The organism is Steroidobacter sp., assembly GCF_036402275.1.
In the GTDB taxonomy this organism is placed as follows: Bacteria; Pseudomonadota; Gammaproteobacteria; order Steroidobacterales; family Steroidobacteraceae; genus Steroidobacter.
Map to the genome: position 1 here is coordinate 11,023 of NZ_DASWTF010000022.1, position 20,386 is coordinate 31,408.

The following is a 20,386-nucleotide window of genomic DNA, read 5'->3' on the forward strand; positions in this document are numbered from 1 at the left end:
GCAATGCTGGAGCGCGACGTGGTGCGCGCAGTCGTTCTCGATGAGAACGATCGCGTGCTACTGCTGCAAGTCGGCGAATTCGGCAATCCGGAATTTGGCACCGCCTGGGAACTGCCGGGCGGCGGCATCGAAGCCGGCGAAACGCATGTGCAAGCGTTGATACGCGAGCTGCGTGAAGAGACCGGCATCGTCATAGACCCGGAACAGGTTCAGCCACCCACGTGGCGACGCGATGTCATCTACGACTATCGCGGCGTGCGACGTTTGCAGCACGAGGCGATCTCCACCGTGCGTTTACGGGGTCCCGCGCCCATTATTCAAAGCACGTTTCGCGACGGTCACGAACAAAACGATCTGTTCGACGCGCGCTGGTGGACGCAAAGCGAGATCCTGAGCAGCCGCGAATGGTTTTATCCGCACAGCCTGCCCAGCGTCCTGCCGAATTTCCTCAACGGCGCCACGATCTCCGAACCGGTGGAGATTTGGGACAAAGAAGCGTGGCGCGCGGCGAAGAGCTAACTCTTCGCCCTCGGCACGAAAAAGAAATCGCCCACTTCGTGGCCCGCGCCCTTGATGGACTTGAACTCCGGCGTCTGCACGAACTTGTTCTTCTGCGCGGCGACCTCGACACGCTTGCGGATGCGGCTGAACAATTCGGGGCTGGAGAGAATGCCTTGATTGCTTTCCAGCTCGTCGAGGAAGGCGCGCGCGAACACAGAGTTGCCGCCGCTGCCTTCGTCGAGCACCGGCTTGTCGCCGCCCGATGAGAGCAGCAGCCGCGAGCGCTTGGGCAGCTTGAATTTGATGTAGTCCTTCGAATAGCTGACCTTGTCGTTGAGAAACAGATAGCTCGGATCGGTGGACAACAAGCCGGCGTAGCAAGAATCCGCGACCACCAGCACCCGCCTGGCGGGCAGGCGGCCGAGATGACCGGTGATCTGTTCGTTCGGCACCCAGAAGGTATCCTTGGGCGGCGCGTCCGCATTCACCGGCAGCCAGTAACCCGCTTCGTTCTTGCCACTCGGCAGGCGCGCGCCGTGCCCGGCGTAATAGATGAGCAGATTGTCCTCGGGTTTGAGCACCGCGTTGAGATCGTTGATGGCCTTCAACATGGTGATGTCGTTGGCGTCCTCGAGAATCGACACGGTGAAACCGTAACGATCGGCAAGAATGCGCGCGGCGCGCTCAGCGTCGTACTTCGGGGTTTCGAGACTCTCGATGCTCTGATAATTCTGGTTGCCGATGACGATGGCGTAGTAGCGCCCGAAATTCATGCCCGCCAGCGTCCGCTCGTCCGCGGTGGGCGGCAGCTGCGCCAGCTCGGTCGTGCCCTTAGGAGTGCGGGTCTTCGGAATGCCCGCGAGACGTTCGGTGTTCTTGGTCCGCTCCGCTTGCAGCTGACCGATCCACTTTTTCAACGCTTCGATTTCTTTGCTGCTGCTGTCCGCGGTCCGATCCACCGCCGCCTTCTTGGCCAACTGCTCCTGCAGGTCCTTCAATTGTTTCTGCAGCAGCTCGAGCTGCCCATCTTTCTCGGCGATGGCGGCTTCCAGCTCCTTGCGGAGCTCGTCCTGCTCGCGCTGGGCGGCGGAAGCAAAGATGATATTGTCTTCCGGCACGCCCCATGCCTGCCGATACAAGTTCAGCGCCTTGAGCCCGTCTTGCGGCACGCCGAGGCCCTGCTCGTACATCGTGCCCAGATTGAACAGCGCGCGAGCGTAGTTTTTGTCGGCCGCTTTTTGATACCACTTGGCCGCGGCTTCATAGTCGGGCGCGACACCCATGCCGCGCTCGTAGATTTCACCGACGTTGGTCTGGGCTTCTACATCGCCCGATTCCGCGGCCTGCATCCAGATGCGCAGCGCGGATTGCAAGTCGGCGCGATCGTAAGCGACGTACTCACCGCCGCGAATCGAACATTCGGAAAGGGTGGTCCGAATCGGCCGCCGTTGGGACAGGAAGCTGCTGTTACCGAGCTGGCGCACCTGGCCGGGCAACAAACAATCCACGATCTCCAGCTCGGAACGCTTCACCATGCCTTTGGTCGCCGCTTCCTTTTCCGCCGCGGTAGGCGCGGCGGCGGAAGCAATGACGAACAGGCTGGGCGCCAGCAGCGCCGCGAAGCGACCCAGAGTCTTCGGCAGATGACGTGTGCTCATGGTTTAGAAGCTTCTCTGGAATCGCAGGCCCAGGCTCACGTCCTGGAAGCTGATGAATTCGAAACTCTGCAGACGCTGATATTCGATGTACGCCGAGATGCCGTGGATGAACTGCGCCGACATGCCGGTGGCCAGACGCCAGTACGACTCGTCGGGATTGTCGGTCTCCACCAGGATGGGCGGCGTACTGTTCGCATTCGGATCGGCCGCGAAGCGCACGCCGAATACGTCCACGTCATCCTTGAATTCGCGAACATAATCGACACGCACGTGGGGCAGCAGCACGCCCCAGCTCAGGTTCCAGGCGTACGTGGCGCGGAAGCCAAGATTGCCCGTGAACGACTGGAAGGTCTGCTCGTCGTAGATCAGGTTCAAGCCGCCCGCGCCTTGCTCGGTGAAGCCGTCGATAGTGGCGTCGATGTAGAACAGGCCCACGGTCGGCGACAACGTCAGCCCGCCGATCAGGAAGTCATATCCGCCCGACAGACCCGCGCTGTACGTCATGCCGTCGGTATCGCCGTGCGCATCGACATCCACCAGGCCGACGCCGTCCACATAAGAGATATTGCGGTCCGCGCCGTAGTCGGCGTTGGCGACATTGACGATGGCGTCGAAATAGAAGTTACGAGCCGCGTAAGCTGAGCCATACAGAGAAAAGGCATAAGTATCGGTTTCCAGCCCGCCTTCGTCGCGCGGCTCGAATTCGATACTCGACTGACCGTAGGCAAGCGACAGACCGCCGACCAGCTTGTCGTTGAAGCGATAATCGACGCCGCCCACTAACGCCCACTGATCCGCGTCGAACGCCGGTGCGTTCACACTGCGATCTTTCTCACCGAAGCTGAAATTGCCGCGCGCCCACATGCCCCACTTGTCGCTGAGCAGACCACCCGGCTCGTCGGCGCTCGCGCCGCCGCCCAGCAGCCCTTTCGCCATATCCTGCAACTGCGCGAGCGGCACGAGCTTGCCGTCGACCATGATGTTGAGACCGGCGAGGCTCAAACCTTTCGCGCCGCCACGCAGCGCCATCAAACGATCCATGACGCTGGCGTATTGAGTGTTGGCGAACAACAACGTCTGTGTCCGCGCGACAGCGAAATCGTCAGCAACCATTTCGTCGAGCGCGGCGACCTGATTCGAAGTCGTGTTGTCGATCTGCAAGCCGTTGCAACGGGTCAGCAGATCCTGCTGATCGGCGGTGAGTGCGGGCCCTTCGCCGCTGGACAGATCGCGCAGCTGACCGCAGATACGATCCAACGCCATCGCGACACGACGCTGATTCGGCGAGAGATTGGGGATATCAGAGAGCGTCGTGATGACCTGGCCGGCGTCGATGGTGATGGTGACGCTGTCGGAGCCCTGCAGACCCGAGTTATCCGTCACCAGCAACCGGATCAGATTCTCGCCATCGGGCAGACGCACCTGCAGAGTGGGCGATTCGCTTGTGCCGAGCACTTCTTCAGTCTCACCATCGGTGACTCGGGACCAGCGATAGGAAACGATCTCGCCATCCGAATCGGTGGACAGGCTGGCGTCGAGCGTGACGTCCTCGCCCTCCTCGTCGTCCGAATCTTCGACGCTGCGATCCGCGCCCGCGTTCGCCGTCGGGCCCGATGCGTTGCCGACGGTGATCGTGACTTCGTCCGACGCGCCAATGCCGCCCTGGTCGCTGACCACGAGGCGAATGACGGAGGCGCCGTCCGGAAGCGCGACGGTCGGATTGGGTGAAGTCGAGAACGGCGTTTCGGCGCCGACGACGTACCACGCGAAGTCCAGCATCTCGCCTTCGGGATCGCTGACCGTCGCGCTGAACGTTACGTTTTCGCCCGGAGCGCCATCGGTATCGTTCACCGCGCGGTTACCGCCGTCGATGCTGGCGGTGGGCGGCAGATTGGGGTCGTCGCAAGCCGCTTCCTGTTCAGGATTGGTCACGATGCCGGGGCCAGGAGCGTTCACGATGAGGATGCCGGGGAAACCCGTCGTGCCGGTTTCGTCCAGCTGATTGGTCGCCGTCAGCGGGGCCGTCAATGTGTCCTCCCCGAACGGCACGTAGTCGGTATTGAAGAGCCGCACGCAAACCGTGCTGCCGACTTCGCCGCGATAGTAAGGCTCGATGCCGAGGGCGATCGGCTGTCCGTTGAGCAGCACGACGCCTTGACCGGTGCCGATGTCGATCGGCGCCGAGCCGCTGACCGCGCCCGCCTGACGCAGGTTCACGATTACGCTTTGGCCAACGTCGGGAATGGGAATATTGACCGAGCCGCTGAAGGTGGGCGGCACCGCCTGCGCGAGCGGGGCCAACGCCAGCAACGCCACGCCTCCCATCCATGCAGCCAACGAGCGTCCTGCTCGACCGAGCGTCGTCACCTTCATCGCAAGCTCTCCCGTTTTGGTATTCGTATTCGATGGCCAGCGAAATGCTGCACTCCGTGCCGCGCGTATTTATCAGCGATGCTCGAGCGGGGACAATGGACCTTTAGCCTGACGACCTTCTCACTCTGCCGGCCGAGGTTGACTTTAGTTGTGACGCACGTCGCAATCGCATGTCATGAGCCTAAGGTTTGCCCTTAATATCGTGCTCGTCACGATGATGGTCATCGGCGGCTGCGCCTCGCCGGGGCAGCTGCTCGACCGGCGCGCGCGCGCCGCTGGGCTGGAGATCGTTCAGGTTTCCGCTGGTGAGTTTCCAAGCCTCATTTATATGAAACGCAACGGCGCGCCCGCCTCTGCCACGCCGCTGACGATATTTCTGGAAAGTGACGGCATTCCCTGGCGCGATGGCCGCGTGCCGAGCACCGATCCCACCACGCGGCACCCGCTCGCTCTGGAAATGATGATCCGCTCGCGTGCGCCGGGAGCATACATAACGCGACCGTGTTACCACGGACTTCGTTCGGACAAATGCACGGTCGAGCACTGGACCGGCGCTCGTTATTCTTCCGAGATCGTCGAGAGCATGGCCGCCACGGTGCGCGAGGCGCAGCGTCGGACTGGCGCCAAGGAAATTGCACTGGTCGGCTACAGCGGAGGCGGCACGCTGGCGGTGCTGATTGCCGAGCGGCTCGAGAATGTTACGTCCGTCGTCACGATCGCCGCCAATCTGGATACCGATGCCTGGACCGAGCATCACAATTATCTGCGGATGTCGCAGTCGTTGAATCCTGCGTCGAGCGATAGGCCACATCCGTGGCCGGAGTTACATCTGCGGGGTGCGAACGATACGGTCGTGCCCGCTGCTACTACGGCGAGATATTTCGCGCGCTATCCACAAGCGCGGCAGCGAACCATCGAAGGATTCGATCACGTCTGCTGTTGGGTGCGCGATTGGCCCGGGATCAGCGAGATCGCCATTCCGCCCGCGCCTTGAGCGCCGTATCGGAAAAGTCGGAAAACACGCCGTCGATGCCCAACTCGAAAAAGCGACGATACTCGTTGAGGGGATCGTTGCGATACTCGGGCGCGAGCGTCGCCGGTTCGTTTCTGAATGTATAGGTGTGCACACGAAGGCCGGCTTGGTGCGCTTGTTCGATCACGGTCGTGGTCAGCAACGCGGGCTGCCCAACGTCGCGCAGGATCTGCCGCTTCCATGGGCCGATCGCATTCGCGTACTTCGCGACGTCGGCCAGGCTGGTGGGACGCGCGCCCCCACGGTGGTCGCCAAAGTCTGGAATGAGCACGCTCGTCACTCGCTTGCCGCTGGCGTCATAGATCAGCGAGCCTTCGTCCATCAGCTGCACCAGTGGCAGCGGTGTCTTGGGGCGGAGGTACTGCAGGTTTGCGCTTTCGAACGACTGGATGAAGATCGGCGTGCCCGCCTTGTTCAATCCACGTCGATTCAATGCATCGAGCAGTCGATCTTCCAACGGCAGCCCTAAGGCAAGGTGGAAGCCCGGATGTTTGGTTTCCGGATAGAGTCCAATAGGTCTGCCACGCCGTGCGGATTCCTGTTGCACCAGATCCAGGATTTCTTCGAAGGTGGGCACCGTGAACTTGCCGTCATATTCCTTCGAGCGCTCGGGATTGGGCTGCACGGCGCGCAGCTGCCGGATCTCGGCCAACGTGAAATCGCTGGCGTAGAAGCCAGTGACTTCCTTGCCATCCAGCGTCTTCGCACTCCGCCGCGCGGCGAACTCCGGCCGTGACTTCACGTCGGTGGTGTCATCGAGCAGCGGCTCGTGTCGCGCGATCAGATGACCGTCGCGAGTGGCGACCAGATCGGGCTCGACATAGTCCGCGCCGAACTCGATGGCGAGCAGATAAGACGCCAGCGTGTGCTCGGGGCGATAACCGGATGCCCCGCGATGAGCGATGATCACTGGCGGCGCGCCGTCCAGCGTCGCCCATTTCTCATTTGCAGCCGGGGATTGCGCCTGTGTCGATTCGCCCATCGTCAACACCATCGCCAGAATGAAACAGCAGCGCGCCCACATCAGTCGACGAAGAAGTCCGGCTGAAACTGCTTGTTGCCAGGAGTGACCGCGTACTCGTCGAGATCCGTCACGCCTGCGCTGGCCAGCACCTCGTCGTCGATGAAGAAGTTTCCGGTGCAGCTGCGCGGATCGCGCGTCAGGATGACATGCGCCGCATCCGCCATGATGTCCGGCTTGCGACCGCGTTTTGGATCGGCGAGCGCGATCACATTGAGCGCAGCCGTCGCGATGATCGTGCGCGGCCAGAGCGCGTTCACACCGATGCCGTCGCGACGAAATTCCTCGGCCATGCCGAGCACGCACATGCTCATGCCGTACTTCGCCATGGTGTACGCCACGTGCGGCGCGAACCAACGTGGCTTCATGCTCAACGGCGGCGACAGATTGAGAATGTGAGGATTGCGCCCGGCCTTGGCGGACTCCTGGAGATAAGGGATGCACGCCTGCGAGCACACGAACGTGCCGCGCACGTTGACGCCGAACATCAGATCGAAGCGCTTCATCGGCGTATCGAGTGTGCTGGTGAGCGAGATGGCGCTGGCGTTGTTGACCAGGATGTCGACGCCGCCGAAATGCTCGGCGCATTTCTTCACCGCCGCCGCGACTGCATCCTCGTCGCGGATGTCCACTTGCATGGGCAGGGCCTTGCCCCCGGCCGCCTCGATGGCCTCGGCCGCAGTGTGAATCGTGCCGGGCAATTTGGGATTGGGTTGATCGCTCTTGGCCGCGATGGCGATGTTGGCGCCGTCCCTCGCCGCCCGCAAAGCAATCGCCAGACCGATGCCTCGCGATGCACCTGAGATGAAGAGAGTCTTGCCGCGAAGAGACATACGAGCTCCAACGAATGGGACGACGCGCCATCATAGGCCCGATCCGCACAGCGAGCATAGCCACGCGCGCCGGATGCGCACGCACGGTCCAACTGTCGGGCAGTAACTTGCGTCGCGTCGTTATATAGTCGGCTCGCCTGAAGGCATCAGCGAAGGAGTTCGCATGCGCGGCGCAGCCTTGACGATGTGGATGGCGCTTGGGCTGGTACTGCAAGGGGGAAATGTAATGGCCGACGACACCGACACGGACGTGTGGAATCAGGTCGAACACAAATACGCCGATGCCGGCGGCGTGAAGATCCACTATGCGGCACTCGGCCAGGGCCCGCTGGTCGTGATGATCCACGGCTTTCCTGACTTCTGGTACTCGTGGCGCAAGCAGATGCGCGCGCTCGCCGACCATGGCTATCGCACGGCCGCCGTCGACCTGCGCGGTTACAACCTTTCCGACAAGCCCAAGGGCGTGGAGAACTACGCCATGCCGCTGCTGGTCGGCGACATTGCCGCCGTGGTCAAGGCCGAGAAAGTCGATAAGGCCGTCATCGTCGGCCACGACTGGGGCGGCTCGTTGGCCTGGAACGTGGCGATGCGCCGGCCCGACATCACCGAGCTGTTGATCATTTGCAATCTGCCGCATCCCGCCGGCATCGCCCGCGAGATCGCCACCAATCCACAGCAGAAGAAAAACAGCGAGTACGCCTTCAACTTCCAGAAGCCGGACGCGCACAAGGTGATTTCACTGGAGCGGCTCACGCAGTGGGTGACCGATCCCGCGGCGAGGCCGCGTTATCTGCAGGCCTTCCAGCAGTCCGATGTGGAAGCCATGCTGAATTATTACAAAGCCAATTATCCCAAGCCCGACGCGCCCCCGCCGCCGGCGGACTTCACTTTTCCGAAAGTGAAAGTGCCGGTGCTGATGTTCCACGGTCTGGAGGATCAGGCTCTGCTGCCGGGCGCGCTCAATGGCACGTGGCAGTGGGTAGAGAAGGATCTCACGATCATGACCATCCCTGGCGCGAATCACTTTGTCCAGCAAGATGCCGCCGAGACAGTCAGCAACACGATGGTTGACTGGCTGTCCCGGCGCAAACGTTGACCCGCGTCAGCTCGAGGGCCTTGCGTTATTGAACGACCTTGGTCACGACGTTCGATCCCGAGCTTTCCGCGCCGGTCGACGAGTAAGCACGAATCGAGAAGTAGTAAGTCGCGGGCGACAGATCGCTGATGACGTAACGCGTGAGGCCTGCGTTGCTCAGCTGCACGGTGCGAGTGAGGCTGCTGGGGCTGGTGCCGTAGTAAATACGGTAACCGGCGAGATTGGTCAGCTGCGTGCCGTTGGTGTTGGTGGTCGGCGGAGTCCAGCTCAGCGACGCCGAGCCGCTGCTGCTGCCCTGGGCCACCACGGCGATGTTGAACGCCGGGAGCGAAGTGCGATTCGTGCCATCGCTGGCCGAGATCACGATGTTGGAGAACGTGCCCACGTTCGACGCGCTCGGCGTACCGGTCAACGCGCCCGTGGTCGTGCTGAAAGTGGCCCAGCTCGGACGGTTGGTGATCGACCAGGTGAGCGTGCGCCCTTCGGGATCAGAGCCGGTCGGACGGAAGCTGTACGCGCTGCCCGCGGTCACGGACGTCGTCGGCGTGCCGCTCAGCACGGGCGGACGATTGGTCGTGCCGCCATCGCCGCTGGTGCCGGAATAGACTTGAATGGAGAACGCCGGCAGGCTCGCGGTGCCCGTGCTGCTTCTCACTGAAATCCGAATGTTTGAGTACGTGCCCGCGGTGGCAGGTGTCGCACCTTCGAGACGGCCGGTGCTGGTCGAGAACTTCGCCCAGTTCGGCTTGTTGGTGATGGAATAGCGCAGCGCCGTTTTCGAAGCCGGATCGCTCGCGGTCGGTTGGAAGCTATACCAGGAATTGGTGCCGAATCGAGTATTCGGAGTGCCGGAAATAGTGACTGCAGCCTCGACTACACCGGTGAACAACGTGAGCGCGCAAATCGCGGCAAAAAAAAGTGCGGACGCACCCAAATTGGGCGCGCGCTTGATCCAAGTGCGCATGGACAATCCTCGCGGGTATGACACGGGAGCTGCACCGCTACGCATGCGATGCAGCGCTCACCCACCCTTTGCGATCTGCCGTTCTGCCTGACTCGTCCTGGTCGGCCATCGCATGCGTGCCTGCTTGCGTGCTTGTCGATGCGCCGGAGTGTCGCTTTGTGGGCGCGCGCAGTTAACGAAAAGAATTCAGCTTGTGCAAAATGTCGTAACCTTCAGACACTGTCTGCAAATGCGTTCATTGCAGTGTCACAAAACAAGTCAGCGGAGATGAAACATGAAAAAGATACTGGCGGGCGCGCTGCTCGTGGCGCTGCTCGCGGGCGCGGCGAGTTATATATATCGCGAAGAAATCGGCATGCTGATCGCTTTCAATAAGCTCAAACCTGCAGCGCCTTTCAGGAATGCAGCGAGTCCCGCGTCGCCCGATTACTCGCGCGTAGAGAGCTGGGCCGCGCTGCCCGAGCGCGAAGATTCAGCAGATGCCTTACCCGCAATTGGTGTAATGGACCAACAGAAAGACGCCGCGGTCGATGTGTTTTTCATCCATCCCACCACGTATTTCGGCACGGCCAACTGGAACCAGCCCCTCGACGACGCGCAGGTGAATCAGCTCACCGACCTGTTTGTGATGCGCGGCCAGGCCGCGGCATTCAATGGCTGCTGTCGGATTTACGCGCCGCGTTACCGGCAGGCGACCATCTACTCTTTCATCGACGACACAGGCAGCGGCGCCTCGGCCCTGCAGCTCGCGTACAACGATGTGGAGCGCGCCTTCGATTACTTTGTGCAGAATTACAGCCGCGATCGTCCGTTCGTTCTCGCTGCTCACAGCCAGGGCTCGGCGCATCTGGCCAAGCTGCTGGAGCGACGTATCACGGGCTCTCACTTACGCAACCGCCTCGTGGCCGCGTATCCGATCGGCTTCAGTCTCGACGGCGAAGCTCTGGCCCGAACAGTGCCCGATGTGCCGGTGTGTCAGTCCGCCGAGCAGACCGGTTGTATGGTGTCGTGGAATGCGGTCGGTCCGGAGGCAAAGCAATTCGCGGACACCAGCAAGAACATCTGTGTGAATCCGCTTACGTGGAAGACCGACGGTGCGCCGGCAGAAGCGGCGTTGAATCTCGGCGGCGTGAGTTATCCCGGCAAGTTCGCGGGCGCGCTGGCCGATCTGAAAGAGTTGCCGCAAGAGTTCATCGACGCCAAGCCCATCGTCGAGCCTGGGATCGCTGACGCGCAGTGCGTGAATGGCATGTTGCTGGTTCGGCAGATTCGTTCGGCGAACTACTCATCGCGCCCGATGGGGCGCGACAACTATCACGTCTACGATTACCACCTGTTCGCGATGAATCTGCGCAAGAACGTCGAGCTGCGCGTCGCGCAGTATCTGGCGAACCCGCCGAAGCGCGTGATCACACGGCCGACGTTCGTGAATTAGCGCGGCATCTCGGGGCAGACGTACGGCACCGTCGCGGTGACGTACGACTGCACCCTGTCCTGCCCGGCGAGCTGCAGGCTCAGATTGTTCTCGTCGGGCATCGACAGAGTCGCCTGGATGGGAATGGCGTCTTCGATCCAGCGAATCTGATCGCCCTCCGCGCCCCACTTCGAGATGCGATAGGTCTCGTGGCAGGAGTCCATCAACAGCGAGCGATCCGGTAGAAAGATCAGCAGCGTGCCGCGCGCGTGCCCTGGCGTGGTCGAAACCCAGATCTTGCCGATGAAGCGCGGATCGGCCGGCTGGCCCAGCTCCGATGTTTCCGACGCCTGCGCTGCGGGCGCGGGCGATGGCGGCGTGGCCTGTGCGGACGGCTCCGGCTTACTGCAGGCCGACGATGCCAGCAACGCCGCGGTCATCAGTGCAGTCGAACAGGCCGGGAAAGTGTTACGCATGGAAGTTTTACCGGATCAACGTTGGCTCGCCATATTAATAGAAGTGGTACTCAACGTATGCAACGGTGACAGCACGGCGCATCGGAACCGCGAACGCGAGGGCACATTTAAATCCCATGAACGCCGCGCATCGCTTTCTCGATCTCAACGGACTGAAGATCTTCTACCGCGAAGCCGGCCCGCCCGAAGCCCCCGTGCTGTTGCTGCCTCACGGTTATCCCTGCTCGTCGTTCCAGTATCGACGGCTGCTGCCGGCGCTCGCCGATGGCTGGCGGCTGGTCGCTCCCGACTATCCCGGTTTCGGCTACAGCGACACGCCCGACCCGAAGCGCTTCGGTTACGACTTCGACGCGTTCACCACGTTCATGGAGCAGTTCGCGGCCGCTCTGAACCTGCGGCGCTACGTGCTCTACCTGCACGACTACGGCTCGCAGATCGGCTTGCGGCTCGCCATACGAGCTCCGCGGCGAGTTGCGGGACTCATCGTCCAGAATGGCGATATCTATGAGGATGTGCTCGGCCCGAAGTACGGCGCGATCAAACGCTACTGGAGCGATCCTTCGCCCGAGCATCGCGCCGTGCTGGAGGAGGCGGTCAGCGAGCAAGGCTTTCGAGATGAGTTCGTCGGCGAGATCGACGAGCGACACGTCGAAAGGATTCCGCCCGATCTCTGGAAGCTGCATTGGCCGCTGATGAACACACCGGTGCGACGCCAGGTCGCCGTGCAATTGATGGAACAGCTGAAGGCGAACCTCGAATGGTTCCCGCGCTATCAGCAGTATCTGCGCGAGCACCAGCCGCCGACGTTGATCGTGTGGGGTCCACGCGATGGCTACATGCCCGAGGAGTCAGCGCGTGCGTATCTGCGCGATCTGCCGAACGCAGAACTGCACGTGACCGACGGCGGCCACTGGCTCCTCGAATCTCACTTCGAGACCGTCGTGCCGCTGATTCGTGACTTCCTCGGCCGCCTGGTCCCTACTGCAAAGGAATGAGCTGCGCGTTGCCGCTCGTGCTGTAGAAACCTCGATTGCCGTTCGCATCGCCGCGCTCGCGCATGAGGCGCATCTGTGCCTCCTGCATCTTCAGCTGCGCTTGCTGCTCTTTCTCGATGGCCGTGCGTTGCTCATACGTGAGATAGGAAGAGATGGCATCGAGCATGCGTTGATTGCGCTTTTTGGTTTGCTCGAGCTGCCACTCACCGTTGTTGCTCTCGAAGGCGACACTGGCCGCAAGTTTCGCACCTGGCCCGCCCTGCTTCGCCGCCGTGTTGTACGCGTCCATCTCGGCTTTTTGCGCTTCCGCCAGCGCCTTCAGTAAGGGTTTGCTCAGCTCCTCGTCCAGCGGCATGCCCGTGGCCGCCAGGGTGCTACGCATGTGATCGAGCTGGTAGCGCATGCCCCAGGTAGACTGATATTCCTTCCACGCCAGCAGCTTGTCCTGGCCGAAGCGCGTCGCGAGCTCCGCTTCGTTATTACGCTGCATCTCGCTGGCGGTCTGGTGAATCCGCTTGTAGCGCTCCTGTTGGACGGCAGGATCGAGGTTCTCGGCGTCCGCCCACGGCGGAGACATCAGCTCCTGGCTGCGCATCTGCTGATCGGCGAGCATGCCGAAGAATTCCTCGGCCTGTTTCGGATTGAGACCCAGCTCTTCGATCACGTCGGGATGCTGACGCGCCAGGTTGTTGCGGGCTTGCAGGCGCATCGCCTCGCGATACTCGGGATCCTGCATCAGCTGCCGTTCGCGCTCGCGATGCTCCCGCATCATGCGCATGGCGTCTTCGCGCGAGCGCATTTGCATAGGCTGTGCTTCGGCGGAGGCTCGGGCCGCAGCCGGTTTCGCCGCATCATTCGACGGGACCGCCTGCGTCACCGCTACAGCGGCGACCGGCGGTGCGGGCATCACCGAAAATACTGGTGGCACCGCCGTCACGCGCGTCTGCTTTTCCAGCTCGGCCACCTGCGTCTTCAATGCGGTGACCGTGGCGTCACTATCACGTAGCTGCTTGACCAGATGCAGACTGACCAGACCGAGCCCGACCGACGTGGCCGCGAGTATCAGAACGACTTTGCTCATGATGACGCTCCTGTCTTCAATGACGCAGGCCGAACAAATCTCAACCGGGCGGCGGCGCCTGCTTGGCGATGGCGCTGCGTAGCTGGCGCAATTTGTCTTTCACGATGGCCGCATTGGCGCTGCCCATGCGGATCAGCAGCTTCTGTCCCGAGGAGCGGCTCTCCAGCTCCGGATCGACGAACTCGAAATTGACGCTGGGGCGGCGCAGTTTGATCGGACCGGGCACGTCCGGGGTCGCGAGCAGATGATCGATCACCTCGACCAGCCGATCGTTGAAGTAGCCCTCCGGATAGCCCAATCCGACGTACGCCTCCTGAAACAACGGATAGTATTGTTTGTACAGGGCGACCAGCTGCGCCGTGTCGGTGTTCTGCACGATCTTGATCACCGGCTCGTAGCGCGCGTAGTTATCGGCGCTGAGCGTGAGCTCCTCGCCATTGCCGGTCGCGGTCAGCTCGCCACCGATTCCTTTCACCGGCCACATCTGCACCGCTGTTTTTTTCCGGGGCAGATTGTCGATGGTCACGACCGTGTGCCGGACGATGTTCTTCGGCACCAGGAACGGATCCAGCGCGCGGCCGAAAACGCCACTTAGCGACTCCTGCAGTGGCGGATCGCTCTCTTCGATCGAGGGCAAGGGCTGCGGAGGTGGAGTTTCTTCCAGCGGATTACGCACCGGCGGCTCAGTCGCCGGCGTCGTTGCCTCGGGTTGAGCGATGGCGGGCGGCTGTTTGGCCTGTTGCTCCGCCTGCCGGTGCGAACGCCCCCAATACAAGGCTGCGCCGATGCCCGCCGCGACCACGACGGGAATCGCGTAATACAGCCATTTTTTCTGCTCTTCTTCCACTCGTGGCTCCTCGCTGCTTCAAGTCAGCAGTTCGCGGCCGGCCTCACTGCGGCTTCTGAAACTTCAACAGAAAGTTGTCGGCCTCGCCGATGGCCTGGTACTTGGCCCGGTCCTGCTCGCCCAGCGCCAGGGTTGGCGGCAGCGTCCAGACGCCCTTGGGATGATCCTTGGTGTCCTTGGGATTGTTCAGCAGATCGGAGCGGCTCACCAGCTTGAAACCGGCCTTCTCGGCCAGCTGAATGGTGTAGTCCTCGCGCACATAGCCGTCGGCCGCCTTCGGATCTTGCGGTTTATCGGCAGGCGCGCGGTGTTCCTCGACGCCCAGAATGCCACCCGGCTTGAGCGCCTTGTAGAACGAGGCGAACGCCTGGTCGGCGGTGCCCTGGCCCATCCAGTTGTGCACGTTGCGGAAGGTGACGACCACGTCGGCCGAGCCGGCCGGCGCGGGCTCGCTCATGTCGGTGACCTTCACCTTGCCGTAACGAGCCTGGTCGCTGTCGAGCTTTTGCCGCCACTTGTCGACTGCACGCGGGCTGACCGCCGTGTAATAAGTGCCCTTGTCAGCGAGGTAGGGCGCGAGGATCTCGGTCCAATAGCCGCCGCCCGGCGAGATCTCGACCACGGTCGAGCTCGGCTTCACGCCGATGAACTCCAGCACTTCCTGCGGCTTGCGGGCTGGGTCACGCGCTACGAAATTCGGTGAGCGATGCTCCGAGGCAACGGCCTTGGCCAGGGCTTCGTCCTTGGCGAAGGCGCCGGTCAGCGGCAGCATGCAGGCCGCGGCGGCGGCGACAGCGAGCAACGACGATGGGCGCATGAGATAACTCCAAAGGCTCGTTGGGACCGTGGTTGGGCGTGCGAATGTAACAGACCGTTATCGCCGCACACAGGTTCCCGCCCCAGTTCGTCTACCATTGCCCGCTTCGGCCTTTGCCATCAGGAACCCGATGTCGGCGAGTCACACGAGGGCAGTTCATCAGAGTTGGGGCGCGTGGGTCGCGCTCGTCGGGACACTGGCCTTTTGCAGCGCATTCCAAACCCAGGCAGCCGGTCTGGCGCGGCAGGACTGTCGGCTGCAGAGCGAGATTGCCGGCGGCAGCGTGGCCGCGCGCTGTGGCTGGTTGTCGGTGCCCGAGAACCGGGAACAGCCTTCGGGCAAGCAGATTCGGCTGCATGTCGCCGTCATTCCATCGCTGCGCCTCGAGCCCGTCGGCGATCCGCTGTTCGTGCTCAGCGGCGGACCGGGACAGGCGGCCAGCGATTTCTATATCTCCATCGCTCCGGCCCTGGCGCGCGTCCGACGCGATCGTGACATCGTGCTGGTCGACCAGCGCGGCACGGGCAAATCGAATCGGATGGATTGCACCTTTCCGGACGAGAGCGACATCACGTTCAGCGATCCGCAACAGCTGCGCGAGCTCACAAAGGTGTGTCTCGATAATTTGCCGGGAGATCCTCGCTACTACACCACCAGCGTCGCGGTTCGCGATCTCGACGACGTTCGCGCCGCACTGGGCTATCAGAAGCTGGATCTGTACGGCGTGTCGTATGGAACGCGCGTCGCTCAGCACTACATGCGACGGTATCCAAAGCGCGTGCGGGTCGCGATCCTCGACGGCGTCGTGCCGCCGCAGCTGGCCTTGGGACCGGACATCGCGCTCGACGCGCAAGCCGCCATCGACCAGGCGTTCGCTCGTTGCACCTCGAGCTCGGACTGCAAACGCGCCTTTCCAGACATCGCCGCGACGTTCGCGACCTTGCGCGCCCGGGTCCAGGAACAACCGATCGCTCTTTCCATTCCGGATCCGCTGAGCGCGGAACCCGTGCAGGCGCGGCTCGGCGCGCCCGAGCTCACCGCAGCGGTTCGATTGCTGAGTTACTCGGACGAGACGCTGTCGGCGCTGCCGCTGCTCATTCAAGAAGCCGAAACCGGACAGCCGCAGGCATTGGCCGCTCAGTATTTGATGATCAAGCGCAGCCTGGACACGCAGTTCGCGTACGGAATGCACTTCGCCGTGGTGTGCAGCGAGGACGCGCCCCGCTGGGATGAGCGGTCCGTGCCACAGTCCGCGTTGGCTAAAACATATATCGGCGAGAGTTTCATGACTTCGATGCGGACCATCTGCGAACAGTGGCCGCGCGGTCCGGTGGACGAGGACTTCAGCAAACCTTTGCAGAGCGCGATTCCGACTCTGGTGCTCTCTGGCGGCAACGATCCGGTGACACCGGCGCGCTATGGCGAGCAGATCCTGCCCGGGCTCTCGAAGTCGAAACATCTGGTGCTCGAGGGCCAAGGTCACGGTCAGATCGCGGTCGGCTGCATGCCGCGCGTAGTTGCCGAGTTCATCGGCGCTGGCACGGCCGACTCGCTGGACGACGCCTGCCTGCGCAACGTCACCCCCGCTCCTTTCCTGCTGTCACGCTCGGCGCCTGCCCCATGATTCAAGTCGAAGGGTTGAAAAAGCGCTTCGGCGCGGTGCAGGCGTTACACGATGTTTCTTTCTCGGCCGGGGACGGCCGCATCACCGGCCTGCTGGGTCACAACGGCGCGGGCAAGTCGACCACGCTGCGTATCCTGAGCACTGTCATACGCGCCGACGAAGGGCGTGCGCTGATCGACGGGCATGACTGCGCCACCAACGCCTTGCAGGTTCGCCGGTCGTTGGGTGTGCTGCCTCATGCCAGCGGGCTGTATGCGCATTTGAGTGGGCGCGAGAACATTCGCTATTACGGCGAGCTGCACGGCCTGCGCGGAGCCGAGCTCACGCGGTCCATCGATGAGTTGATCGAACGCCTCGGCCTCGGCGGCGTTGCCGAGCGACGCGCTAAAGGTTATTCACAAGGTGAGCGGCTCAAGGTCGGTTTGGCGCGGGCGCTGGTTCACCGGCCGCAAACCATCATTCTCGACGAGCCCACCAACGGGCTCGACGTGAATGCCGTGCGCATGTTGCGCGAGCTGATTCGAGGGTTGCGGGAGTCCGGGCGGTGCGTGCTGTTCTCCAGTCATGTGATGCAGGAAGTCGCCGCCTTGTGCGACGACATCGTGATCATCTCGCACGGTCGGGTGGTCGTGCGTGGCACGCCGGCTGAAATCCTCAAGGCCACGGGCGCTCCGGATTTGGAAGAAGCGTTCGTGCGCGCCGCCGATCGGGACGAGGTGGCGTAATGGGCGCGATCTGGACTGTCTTCCGCAAGGAAGTGCTGGAGAATCTGCGCGACCGCCGCGTCATCCTCTCGGCGTTCTTTTTCGGTGTGCTGCTGGCGCCGGTGATCTTCGGGCTCACCACGACGATGGTGTCCCGACGCGCGGTCGAGAATCAGGACAAGCCGCTGGACCTGCCCATCGCCGGCGCGGCCCATGCACCGAATCTCGTGCATTTCCTGCGCGAGAACGGCGTAAAGGTCGAGGACGTGCAATTCACGAGCGACCAGGCTATGGAAGCGGTTCGCTCGGGACAGAAAGACTTTGTGCTGATCGTCGGCGAGGACTATGGCGAAGCGCTGCAATCGGGCGAGTCCGCGCCGATCTCATTGGTCGTCGATACCTCCAACAGCCGGACCTCGCCGAGCGCCGATCGAGCGCGGCAGCTGCTCGAAGCTTACGGACATCAATTGGCGGCGCTGCGCCTGATGGTTCGAGGCATCAATCCCAAGGTGATCCAGCCTGTCGGCGTACATACGCTCGACGTCGCCACTCCCGCAGGACGGGCGCTGCTGGTGCTCGGCATGATGACTTACTTTTGTTTCATGTCGATGCTGGTGGGAGGTTTCTATCTGGCCGTCGATACGACCGCGGGAGAACGCGAGCGCGGCTCGCTGGAGCCGTTGCTGTCGTTGCCCGTGCGGCGTTCTCAGTTGATCGTGGGCAAGATGCTGGCGACGGCCGCGTTCATGTCGATCTCGCTGCTGCTGACGCTCGCGACGTTCGGGGTCGTGCTCACGTTCATTCCGCTGGAAGCGCTCGGCATGTCCGCCAACTTTGGCCCCCGCGTGATCCTGGCGATCTCGGCGGTGATGCTGACGTTCGTGCCCATGGGCGCGGGATTGATGACGGTCGTGGCGTCATTCACACGAAGCAATCGCGAAGCGCAGTCGTGGCTGTCCGTCGTGATGATGCTGCCCATCGCACCCATCATGTTCGCCGTCCTCAGCGGAACCAAACCGAGCGCCGCGCTCATGGCGGTGCCCAGTCTGAGCCAGCACTTGCTCGCGACGAGCTTGATGCGTGGTGACACGATCCCGGCGCTGCATGTTTTGATTTGCGCCGGGACCACGCTGGTATTGGGCGGGCTGCTGGTGGCGCTCGCGATCAAGCTATATCAGCGCGAGGCCATTCTCGGATGAGCGTTGTGAGCTAAACCGTCCGATTCCGATCCGATCCGCGCTGCCCGCGCTGCTGTTGCGGGCGTCCTTGACCGTGACCTTGTCCGTGACCGTGAGGTCGTGACGGGCGTTGGCCATGAGCATGGCGCGGTTGTTGGCCCGATTGATGTGCTTGCTGAGGCTGTTGTTGCCCGCCACCGCCGCCGCGACGTTTGCGACGACGACGGCGGCCTTCGCCGCCGGCGCCCGGCGCGCCGCTTTGTTGCTGATGTTGATGGTGATGCGGGCGGCCTTGCTGGCCTCGCTGCGGCGGTCGCTGTTGTGGCGACTCGGGCCGCTCGTCCGAATCTTCACGATCCTGTCCGCGAACCGCCGGCTTGAAGTGAGGGAGAGCAGCCTTCGGCACCGGCTTGCGCAGCAGCTTTTCAATGTCTTTCAGCAAGCCCGACTCATCGGACGAGACCAGCGATACAGCCAGACCTGTCGCGCCCGCGCGGCCAGTGCGACCGATTCGATGCACGTAGTCCTCGGGCACATTCGGCAGCTCGTAATTCACAACGTGCGGCAGTTCTTTGATGTCGAGGCCGCGCGAAGCGACCTCCGTCGCGACCAGCGCGCGAATACGAAAATTCTTGAAGTCCGACAGCGCGGCCGTACGTGCATTCTGGCTCTTGTTGCCATGAATCGCGGCAGTCTCGATGCCATCCTGCTGCAGCTGTTTGGCGAGCCGATTCGCGCCGTGTTTGGTGCGCGTGAAGACGAGCACCTGCGACCAGTCCCCATCCTGAATGAGATGGGACAGCAGCGCGCGCTTCTGATCCTTCGCGACCGAATACACAAGCTGCTCCACCGTATCGACGGCGGCATTGCGCCGAGCAACCTCGATCTCCACCGGATTGTGCAGCAGGCCCTGCGCCAGCCGCCGGATGTCATCTGAATACGTGGCCGAGAACAGCAGGTTCTGCCGCTGCTTGGGCAGCAGCTTGATGACGCGTCGAATATCCGCGATGAAGCCCATGTCGAGCATGCGATCGGCTTCGTCGAGCACGAAGATCTCGACGCGAGACAAATCGACCGTGTGCTGTTGAGCGTGATCCAGCAGCCGTCCGGGCGTCGCGACTAGAATGTCCGCGCCCCGGCGCAAGGCATCGATCTGCGGATTGATGCTGACGCCGCCGAAAATCGTCAGGCTGCGATGACGAAGATACTTTCCGTAGCTTGCGACACTTTCGTTCACCTGGGTCGCGAGCTCACGCGTGGGAACGAGGATGAGGACGCGGGGCGCCTTCGAGGGCGTGCCACCTTGCAATCGCTGCAGCAGCGGCAGCGTGAAGCCGGCGGTCTTGCCGGTACCCGTCTGGGCGCCGGCCAGCACGTCGCGGCCGGTGAGGATTTCAGGGATCACTCGCGCCTGTACGGGAGTGGGCGCGTTATAGCCACGATCGGCGAGCGCACGAGTGAGTTCGGGAATGAGCCCGAGAGCAGCAAAAGGCATGAAAACAGTTCCTCAACCAGCCTGCGGAAACTTGCGTTTCGGATCCAGTGAGGCGGGAGACAAATCGAGGCGGGCCTTACAAAACGAGGGGGCCGACAGACCGCGAGGAATGAAGCCGACCGGACGGCGGCTGACGATGGACGCGCACTCTACCTGGATTGGCCCGATTTGACGAGGTAATTCTGCAGAGCGACGACCGGTTCACACGTTAGGGGTGGCGTTGCCGGATCTCAAGAGGCGCGCTACGTTGCGCCATCCAAGGGAGGGGAGGATTTG

General features: G+C 62.5%; 18 protein-coding genes. 8 read left to right on the forward strand and 10 right to left on the reverse strand.

Annotation, left to right across the window (positions count from 1 at the left end):
- The first annotated feature begins 3 nt into the window (after positions 1–3).
- Positions 4–519, forward strand: a complete 516-nt coding sequence (locus tag VGD45_RS11035) for an NUDIX hydrolase (protein WP_331155350.1) — start codon at positions 4–6, stop codon at positions 517–519.
- On the opposite strand, the gene VGD45_RS11040 is transcribed toward VGD45_RS11035, so the two are convergent.
- Positions 516–2,159: a caspase family protein gene (locus VGD45_RS11040; protein ID WP_331155351.1), complete on the reverse strand. Its 1,644-nt coding sequence runs from the start codon at positions 2,157–2,159 to the stop codon at positions 516–518. The two genes, VGD45_RS11035 and VGD45_RS11040, sit on opposite strands and share 4 nt — an antisense overlap.
- A 3-nt stretch (positions 2,160–2,162) precedes the next feature.
- Positions 2,163–4,532: an autotransporter domain-containing protein gene (locus VGD45_RS11045; protein WP_331155352.1), complete on the reverse strand. Its 2,370-nt coding sequence runs from the start codon at positions 4,530–4,532 to the stop codon at positions 2,163–2,165.
- 175 nt (positions 4,533–4,707) lie between these two features.
- Between VGD45_RS11045 and VGD45_RS11050 the strand changes: the two genes are divergently transcribed.
- On the forward strand, positions 4,708–5,526 hold the full coding sequence (locus VGD45_RS11050) for a hypothetical protein (protein ID WP_331155353.1): 819 nt from the start codon (positions 4,708–4,710) through the stop codon (positions 5,524–5,526).
- Here VGD45_RS11050 and VGD45_RS11055 read toward each other — a convergent pair.
- Together VGD45_RS11055 and VGD45_RS11060 are read right to left on the reverse strand one after the other, a co-directional pair.
- Positions 5,495–6,547: a glycerophosphodiester phosphodiesterase gene (locus VGD45_RS11055; RefSeq protein ID WP_331155354.1), complete on the reverse strand. Its 1,053-nt coding sequence runs from the start codon at positions 6,545–6,547 to the stop codon at positions 5,495–5,497. The two genes, VGD45_RS11050 and VGD45_RS11055, sit on opposite strands and share 32 nt — an antisense overlap.
- Before the next feature lie 41 nt (positions 6,548–6,588).
- Positions 6,589–7,419: an NAD(P)-dependent oxidoreductase gene (locus tag VGD45_RS11060; RefSeq protein WP_331155355.1), complete on the reverse strand. Its 831-nt coding sequence runs from the start codon at positions 7,417–7,419 to the stop codon at positions 6,589–6,591.
- A 163-nt stretch (positions 7,420–7,582) separates the two neighbouring features.
- On the opposite strand from VGD45_RS11060, the gene VGD45_RS11065 reads away from it, so the two are divergent.
- The gene (locus VGD45_RS11065; RefSeq protein ID WP_331155356.1) at positions 7,583–8,515 is read left to right on the forward strand and encodes an alpha/beta hydrolase; all 933 of its coding nucleotides are present in this window, start codon (positions 7,583–7,585) and stop codon (positions 8,513–8,515) included.
- A 25-nt stretch (positions 8,516–8,540) separates the two neighbouring features.
- Here VGD45_RS11065 and VGD45_RS11070 read toward each other — a convergent pair whose 3' ends face one another.
- Positions 8,541–9,479: a putative Ig domain-containing protein gene (locus VGD45_RS11070; protein ID WP_331155357.1), complete on the reverse strand. Its 939-nt coding sequence runs from the start codon at positions 9,477–9,479 to the stop codon at positions 8,541–8,543.
- 274 nt (positions 9,480–9,753) lie between these two features.
- Here VGD45_RS11070 and VGD45_RS11075 point away from each other — a divergent pair, with 274 nt between their 5' ends.
- A complete protein-coding gene (locus VGD45_RS11075; RefSeq protein ID WP_331155358.1) occupies positions 9,754–10,914 on the forward strand; it encodes a DUF3089 domain-containing protein in 1,161 nt (386 codons plus the stop codon).
- Here VGD45_RS11075 and VGD45_RS11080 read toward each other — a convergent pair.
- The gene (locus VGD45_RS11080; RefSeq protein ID WP_331155359.1) at positions 10,911–11,369 is read right to left on the reverse strand and encodes a hypothetical protein; all 459 of its coding nucleotides are present in this window, start codon (positions 11,367–11,369) and stop codon (positions 10,911–10,913) included. The genes VGD45_RS11075 and VGD45_RS11080 overlap by 4 nt on opposite strands.
- A gap of 116 nt (positions 11,370–11,485) precedes the next feature.
- On the opposite strand from VGD45_RS11080, the gene VGD45_RS11085 reads away from it, so the two are divergent.
- On the forward strand, positions 11,486–12,364 hold the full coding sequence (locus VGD45_RS11085; RefSeq protein WP_331155360.1) for an alpha/beta hydrolase: 879 nt from the start codon (positions 11,486–11,488) through the stop codon (positions 12,362–12,364).
- Here VGD45_RS11085 and VGD45_RS11090 read toward each other — a convergent pair.
- The 3 genes from VGD45_RS11090 to VGD45_RS11100 are packed head-to-tail and all read right to left on the reverse strand — an operon-like array spanning position 12,348 to position 15,109.
- Positions 12,348–13,445, reverse strand: coding sequence for a hypothetical protein (locus tag VGD45_RS11090; protein WP_331155361.1), 1,098 nt, complete (start codon positions 13,443–13,445; stop codon positions 12,348–12,350). The genes VGD45_RS11085 and VGD45_RS11090 overlap by 17 nt on opposite strands.
- A gap of 40 nt (positions 13,446–13,485) precedes the next feature.
- On the reverse strand, positions 13,486–14,292 hold the full coding sequence (locus VGD45_RS11095) for a DUF3014 domain-containing protein (protein ID WP_331155362.1): 807 nt from the start codon (positions 14,290–14,292) through the stop codon (positions 13,486–13,488).
- Between the two features lie 43 nt (positions 14,293–14,335).
- Positions 14,336–15,109, reverse strand: a complete 774-nt coding sequence (locus VGD45_RS11100) for a class I SAM-dependent methyltransferase (RefSeq protein WP_331155363.1) — start codon at positions 15,107–15,109, stop codon at positions 14,336–14,338.
- A 130-nt stretch (positions 15,110–15,239) separates the two neighbouring features.
- On the opposite strand from VGD45_RS11100, the gene VGD45_RS11105 reads away from it, so the two are divergent.
- Genes VGD45_RS11105 through VGD45_RS11115 form a run of 3 tightly spaced genes read left to right on the forward strand, consistent with a single transcriptional unit; the run spans position 15,240 to position 18,636 of the window.
- Complete coding sequence (locus VGD45_RS11105; protein WP_331155364.1) at positions 15,240–16,733, forward strand: alpha/beta fold hydrolase; 1,494 nt, start codon at positions 15,240–15,242, stop codon at positions 16,731–16,733.
- Positions 16,730–17,458 carry an ATP-binding cassette domain-containing protein gene (locus tag VGD45_RS11110; protein WP_331155365.1) on the forward strand — a complete coding sequence of 243 codons (729 nt, stop codon included), beginning with the start codon at positions 16,730–16,732 and terminating at the stop codon, positions 17,456–17,458. The genes VGD45_RS11105 and VGD45_RS11110 overlap by 4 nt, the downstream gene beginning before the upstream one ends.
- A complete protein-coding gene (locus VGD45_RS11115) occupies positions 17,458–18,636 on the forward strand; it encodes an ABC transporter permease (RefSeq protein ID WP_331155366.1) in 1,179 nt (392 codons plus the stop codon). Before VGD45_RS11110 ends, VGD45_RS11115 begins: the two co-directional genes overlap by 1 nt.
- A 10-nt stretch (positions 18,637–18,646) precedes the next feature.
- On the opposite strand, the gene VGD45_RS11120 is transcribed toward VGD45_RS11115, so the two are convergent.
- Entirely contained in the window at positions 18,647–20,110 is a 1,464-nt protein-coding gene (locus VGD45_RS11120) for a DEAD/DEAH box helicase (protein WP_331155367.1), read from the reverse strand.
- Positions 20,111–20,386: the final 276 nt, after the last annotated feature.

Excerpts from the sequence above, each read along its gene's own strand:
- VGD45_RS11035 (WP_331155350.1), top strand. The coding sequence starts at position 4 with ATGCTGGAGCGCGACGTGGTGCGCGCAGTCGTTCTCGATGAGAACGAT.
- VGD45_RS11075 (WP_331155358.1), top strand. The coding sequence starts at position 9,754 with ATGAAAAAGATACTGGCGGGCGCGCTGCTCGTGGCGCTGCTCGCGGGC.
- VGD45_RS11110 (WP_331155365.1), top strand. The coding sequence starts at position 16,730 with ATGATTCAAGTCGAAGGGTTGAAAAAGCGCTTCGGCGCGGTGCAGGCG.
- VGD45_RS11065 (WP_331155356.1), top strand. The coding sequence starts at position 7,583 with ATGCGCGGCGCAGCCTTGACGATGTGGATGGCGCTTGGGCTGGTACTG.
- VGD45_RS11100 (WP_331155363.1), bottom strand. The coding sequence starts at position 15,109 with ATGCGCCCATCGTCGTTGCTCGCTGTCGCCGCCGCCGCGGCCTGCATG.
- VGD45_RS11045 (WP_331155352.1), bottom strand. The coding sequence starts at position 4,532 with ATGAAGGTGACGACGCTCGGTCGAGCAGGACGCTCGTTGGCTGCATGG.
- VGD45_RS11040 (WP_331155351.1), bottom strand. The coding sequence starts at position 2,159 with ATGAGCACACGTCATCTGCCGAAGACTCTGGGTCGCTTCGCGGCGCTG.
- VGD45_RS11090 (WP_331155361.1), bottom strand. The coding sequence starts at position 13,445 with ATGAGCAAAGTCGTTCTGATACTCGCGGCCACGTCGGTCGGGCTCGGT.
- VGD45_RS11105 (WP_331155364.1), top strand. The coding sequence starts at position 15,240 with ATGTCGGCGAGTCACACGAGGGCAGTTCATCAGAGTTGGGGCGCGTGG.
- VGD45_RS11080 (WP_331155359.1), bottom strand. The coding sequence starts at position 11,369 with ATGCGTAACACTTTCCCGGCCTGTTCGACTGCACTGATGACCGCGGCG.
- VGD45_RS11050 (WP_331155353.1), top strand. The coding sequence starts at position 4,708 with ATGAGCCTAAGGTTTGCCCTTAATATCGTGCTCGTCACGATGATGGTC.
- VGD45_RS11115 (WP_331155366.1), top strand. The coding sequence starts at position 17,458 with ATGGGCGCGATCTGGACTGTCTTCCGCAAGGAAGTGCTGGAGAATCTG.
- VGD45_RS11070 (WP_331155357.1), bottom strand. The coding sequence starts at position 9,479 with ATGCGCACTTGGATCAAGCGCGCGCCCAATTTGGGTGCGTCCGCACTT.
- VGD45_RS11120 (WP_331155367.1), bottom strand. The coding sequence starts at position 20,110 with ATGCCTTTTGCTGCTCTCGGGCTCATTCCCGAACTCACTCGTGCGCTC.
- VGD45_RS11085 (WP_331155360.1), top strand. The coding sequence starts at position 11,486 with ATGAACGCCGCGCATCGCTTTCTCGATCTCAACGGACTGAAGATCTTC.
- VGD45_RS11055 (WP_331155354.1), bottom strand. The coding sequence starts at position 6,547 with ATGGGCGAATCGACACAGGCGCAATCCCCGGCTGCAAATGAGAAATGG.
- VGD45_RS11060 (WP_331155355.1), bottom strand. The coding sequence starts at position 7,419 with ATGTCTCTTCGCGGCAAGACTCTCTTCATCTCAGGTGCATCGCGAGGC.